Genomic DNA, 3443 nt, shown 5'->3' on the forward strand with positions numbered 1-3443 from the left:
CGGCGGGCGGGCCTCGCCGGCGCGGCGATAGGCGTCGTCGCCGCCGGTGCGGCCGCCGGAGTCGCCGTCGAACGGCTCACGGTGGGCCGTGGCATGCGCAAGAAGGCGCGCCTGGCACTGGACGCCGCCGGCCCGTACGGGGCGCTGCGCGGACAGCCGGGACGGGCTGTGGCGGACGACGGCACCGAGCTGTACTACGAGGTCGACGAGGCCGAACCGGACGGCGTCGAGGTGCGGAGGCCGGACGGGCGGCCCCCGGCGGGGCAGGGTGCCGGTCCGGACGCCGGCTCCGGTTCGCGGCGGCGCAGGCTCTTCGGGCGGAAGCCGCCGATGCCCGTCACCGTCGTCTTCAGCCACGGTTACTGCCTCGGCCAGGACTCCTGGCACTTCCAGCGGGCCGCGCTGCGCGGGCTGGTCCGCACGGTGCACTGGGACCAGCGCAGCCACGGCCGCTCCGAGCGGGGCCGGGCGCAGGCCGAGGGCGTACCCCTCGGCATCGACCAGCTGGGCCGCGATCTCCGGGCCGTCATCGACGCGGCGGCGCCCGAGGGCCCGCTGGTGCTGGTGGGGCACTCGATGGGCGGCATGACGATGATGGCGCTCGCCGACCGGTACCCGGAGCTGATCCGCGACCGGGTCGCCGCCGTCGCCTTCGTCGGCACGTCGAGCGGGAAGCTCGGCGAGGTGAACTTCGGGCTGCCGGTGGCCGGGGTCAACGCGGTGCGCCGGGTGCTGCCGGGGGTGCTGCGGGCGCTGGGATCGCAGGCGGAGCTGGTGGAGCGTGGGCGGCGGGCCACCGCCGACCTGTTCGCGGGCCTGATCAAGCGCTACTCGTTCGGCTCACGTGACGTGGATCCGGCGGTCGCGCGGTTCGCGGAGCGGCTCATCGAGTCGACGCCCATCGACGTGGTCGCGGAGTTCTATCCGGCGTTCACGGAGCACGACAAGAGCGGCGCGCTGCCCGCCTTCCGCGACATCCCCGTCCTGATCCTCGCCGGTGACAAGGACCTCGTGACACCCAGCTCGCACAGCGAGGCCATCGCCGACGAACTCCCGGACGCGGAACTGGTCATCGTGCCGGACGCCGGTCACCTCGTGATGCTGGAGCATCCGGAGACGGTCACCGACCGGCTCGCGGACCTGCTCGTCCGCATCGGTGCGGTGCCGGCCGAGACGTCCTGACCTCGGCGTCCCGCGCCCCGGCGCGGGCCGAGGCCGTAAGTTGGACGGCATGGAAGCAGCACACGAGACCGCCGCACCCGGCACCGTCACCCTCGGCCTCGCCGTCGAGTCGCCCGAACAGATGAGGGATCTCGGCCGCCGCATCGCCCGCGTCCTCGCCCCCGGCGACCTGGTGATGCTCACCGGCGAGCTCGGCGCCGGCAAGACGACCCTCACACGGGGCCTCGGCGAGGGCCTCGGGGTGCGTGGTGCCGTCACCTCGCCCACCTTCGTCATCGCCCGGGTCCACCCGCCGCTGGGTGCGGGACCCGCCCTGGTCCACGTCGACGCGTACCGCCTGGGCGGAGGGCTGGACGAGATGGAGGACCTGGACCTGGACGTGTCCCTGCCGGACTCGGTGGTCGTCGTGGAGTGGGGTGACGGCAAGGTCGAGGAGCTGTCGGAGGACCGGCTCCACGTGGTGATCGACCGGGCGGTCGGCGACACCGACGACGAGCGGCGCACGGTGACGCTGAGGGGGATCGGCGCGCGCTGGGCCGGGCTGCGAGGGGATCTCGCCGCGGTCTGACGCATCCCGCGCGGGTGGCCGGAGCCCCTCCGCGGCGGCATGTTCCGACAGCCTGTCGGTAAAATGTTGCGCGAGGGGCACCGGCCGTGGTGACATGGGTGCGAGACCTGGTTAGGTCTGCCTAACTTTCACTGGCCCGGTCTTCCGTCGAAGCCCGAGGAGGCATGACATGCCGGCACCCGAGCGAGAAGTACGGCCGCAGTCGCCGGAGGCGGAGCCGCCGTCGCCGTCCGCGGTGTCCATGCGGGACCTGCTGGCCTCCTGCGCCGCCGCGTCGGTGGTCTCCACGCCACCGCGCGAGGCCGGCCGCCACGACGACGGGCGGGAGGACGGCGACGGGGAGCGGGGACACCTGTCCGCCGGGCGTGACGCGGCCTAGCCGCATCGATCAGGACGCTCGTGCCACGACCGCCGTGCCCCGGCGCGGGCGGCCGGGTGCGTCCGGGGGCGGGCGACCGTCTACGGGACGACGACGACCTTGGCGCCGACCGTCGCGAAGGCCCACATCGCGTCGCCGTCGGCCCGCTTCATCCGGACCCCGCCGGTCCTCAGCGTGGGGTCCGGGCTCGCCATCGAGTCGTCCTGGGCGGCGCTGAAGCCCACGGAGACCCCGTCGACGTCGGCGAAACGCACCACGTGTTCGACGGGTACGCCGTCCGAGCCCTTGATGGTCCCGGACCGCGAGGTCACCGCGTAGGCACCGGGCGCCGGGCTGACGGCGCTCGGCATCACGCGGAACGTCCGGAGCGCCTTCTCCGTCTCGTCCACGAGCCAGACCCGCCGGTCCGCGAGCGCGTACACGACCCGCTCACCGGTGTCGGAGCCGGCGGGGATCGCGAGCCGCTGCCGGGTCGGCGCGGGCTTCGGGGAGGGCGAGGTGCTCGCCGCGGTGCCGGAGGGACCCGAGGAAGGAGCGGCGACCGAGTCCGGCGCGTTGGCCGAGGCCTGGTAGGCGAGGAAACAGACCACGGCGACCGCCGCGGCTGTGAGCCCGGCCACGAATCCCGAGCTGCCCCTTGCCACCGTGCGCTCCCCTTCCACATGCCGTCCGCCGGATGTCGTACAAGCATTCATGTCGTACATGCGTGTACCCGGGCGACGGTACCAGCAGCGGAGGGACCGGCCGGGACGACGTACGGGCGGCACGACCCGAGTCGGCGGAGCCGTAGGCTGTTTGTGTGCTCCTGCTCGCCGTGGATACCGCCACCCCCGCCGTCACCGTCGCCCTCCACGACGGGACGTCCGTCGTCGCCGAGACCGGCCAGGTCGACGCCCGAAGGCACGGGGAACTGCTGCTGCCCGCCGTCGACCGCGTCCTGTCCGAGGCCGGACTGAAGCTCGACGCCGTGACGGACATCGTCGTCGGCGTCGGCCCCGGCCCCTACACGGGCCTGCGTGTCGGCCTGGTCACGGCGGCGACCTTCGGCTCCGTCCTCTCCGTCCCCGTGCACGGGCTGTGCACGCTCGACGGCCTGGCGTACGCCGCCGGTCAGGACGGCGTCGAGGGCCCGTTCGCCGTCGCCACGGACGCCCGCCGCAAGGAGGTCTACTGGGCGCGGTACGAGGACGCCCGCACCCGGTCCGGAGAGCCCGGGGTGGACCGGCCCGCCGACATCGCGGGACAGCTCGCCGGCCTGCCGGTCGTCGGGGCGGGGGCCCTGCTGTACCCCGACGCCTTCCCGGACGCGCGGGG

General features: G+C 74.2%; 5 protein-coding genes. 4 read left to right on the plus strand and 1 reads right to left on the minus strand.

What is annotated here, in order from left to right:
• From ABZ371_RS30525 to ABZ371_RS30535, 3 genes are all read left to right on the plus strand, one after another.
• A partial coding sequence (locus ABZ371_RS30525) for an alpha/beta hydrolase (protein ID WP_358685725.1) occupies positions 1 to 1182 on the plus strand: 1182 nt, incomplete at its 5' end.
• 49 nt (positions 1183 to 1231) lie between these two features.
• The gene (gene tsaE / locus ABZ371_RS30530) at positions 1232 to 1750 is read left to right on the plus strand and encodes a tRNA (adenosine(37)-N6)-threonylcarbamoyltransferase complex ATPase subunit type 1 TsaE (protein ID WP_358685727.1); all 519 of its coding nucleotides are present in this window, start codon (positions 1232 to 1234) and stop codon (positions 1748 to 1750) included.
• 169 nt (positions 1751 to 1919) lie between these two features.
• A complete protein-coding gene (locus tag ABZ371_RS30535) occupies positions 1920 to 2129 on the plus strand; it encodes a hypothetical protein (RefSeq protein ID WP_358685729.1) in 210 nt (69 codons plus the stop codon).
• Positions 2130 to 2209: 80 nt separating this feature from the next.
• Here the strand turns inward: ABZ371_RS30535 and ABZ371_RS30540 are convergent, their stop codons facing one another.
• Positions 2210 to 2749 carry a hypothetical protein gene (locus ABZ371_RS30540; protein ID WP_358685733.1) on the minus strand — a complete coding sequence of 180 codons (540 nt, stop codon included), beginning with the start codon at positions 2747 to 2749 and terminating at the stop codon, positions 2210 to 2212.
• Positions 2750 to 2928: 179 nt separating this feature from the next.
• On the opposite strand from ABZ371_RS30540, the gene tsaB reads away from it, so the two are divergent.
• A partial coding sequence (gene tsaB / locus ABZ371_RS30545) for a tRNA (adenosine(37)-N6)-threonylcarbamoyltransferase complex dimerization subunit type 1 TsaB (protein WP_358685731.1) occupies positions 2929 to 3443 on the plus strand: 515 nt, incomplete at its 3' end.

Origin of the sequence: Streptomyces sp. NPDC005899, assembly GCF_040629645.1 — a bacterium.
GTDB lineage: Bacteria > Actinomycetota > Actinomycetes > Streptomycetales > Streptomycetaceae > Streptomyces.

Coding starts and splice junctions, on each gene's coding strand:
- tsaE (WP_358685727.1), top strand. CDS start 1,232: ATGGAAGCAGCACACGAGACCGCCGCACCCGGCACCGTCACCCTCGGC.
- ABZ371_RS30535 (WP_358685729.1), top strand. CDS start 1,920: ATGCCGGCACCCGAGCGAGAAGTACGGCCGCAGTCGCCGGAGGCGGAG.